This window comes from Microbacterium sp. sgz311019, assembly GCF_056135325.1.
Genome location: NZ_JBWAXO010000032.1, coordinates 1 through 949, shown reverse-complemented (window position 1 = coordinate 949; position 949 = coordinate 1). Strand labels below are relative to the sequence as shown.

Here is a 949-nt window from a genome sequence, read left to right as displayed (position 1 = left end):
TCTAGGCCGTGTTGATCAAGTCTGATTTGATCCAGATCAGCGTGGCGGCGAGGCTGACGGCGGCTCGGTAGCTGCGGACGAGCTTGTCGGATCGCATCGCGATGCCGCGCCACTGCTTGAGCCGGTTGAAGCACCGCTCGACGACGTTGCGACCCTTGTAGCGCTCCTTCTGCTGATCGCCGAAGTCGATCGGCCGGCCCGGCTTCTTACGACGGTGCGCGATCTGATCGTCACGCTCCGGGATGGTCGCCGCGATCCCTCGCTCGCGCAGCCATGTCCGATTCGCCTTCGATGGATAGCCCTTGTCGGCGAGTACCCGGTCGGGGCGGGTGCGGGGTCGGCCCTTCCCGTCGCGGGGCACACGGATGTCCTTCAGCACGGCGGTCATCATCGTGGTGTCGTTGATGTTCCCGCCGGTGATCATCATGCCCAGCGGGCGGCCGCGCCCGTCGCAGACCAGGTGCAGCTTGGTCGTCAGCCCGCCTCGGGAGCGTCCGATCCCGTGATCAGGCGGCTCGAACCACGGATTCTTGTGATTCGGCAGAGCCCCCTGTGGCCCGCTTCAGGGTCGCGCCGTGCTGATGCACACGCGCGATCGTGGAGTCGATCGAGACGACCCAGTCGATCTTCCCGGCCGCGTCGGCCTGCTTCTGCACTTCGGCGAGCAGTCTCTCCCAGGTGCCGTCCTCGGCCCACCGGTTGAACCGCTTGTAGATCGAGTTCCACTTCCCAAACCGCTCCGGCACGTCCCGCCACGGCGCCCCGGTGCGGTACTTCCACGCCATACCCTCGACAGCCAGCCGATGATCCGCCCACGGCCGCGACCTGCCAGTCACCCTCGGCATCAACGGCTCCATCACGGACCACACCTCGTCAGAGATCTCCTGTCGCGTCACCGCACAAGACTCACCCAGCGGAGAGCGAAATCTCTTGATCAACACGGCCTAGG

1 protein-coding gene is annotated in these 949 nt (G+C 65.8%); it reads right to left on the bottom strand.

The window, feature by feature from the left end; all coding sequences use genetic code 11:
* Nucleotide 1: 1 nt before the first annotated feature.
* Nucleotides 2-857, bottom strand: a protein-coding gene (locus AC0NZN_RS18355) for an IS5 family transposase (protein ID WP_474593765.1) whose coding sequence is annotated in 2 segments (ribosomal slippage) — nt 2-538 and nt 540-857 — 855 coding nt in all. Because the reading frame shifts where the segments join, the coding sequence is not laid out codon by codon here.
* Nucleotides 858-949 lie beyond the last annotated feature (92 nt).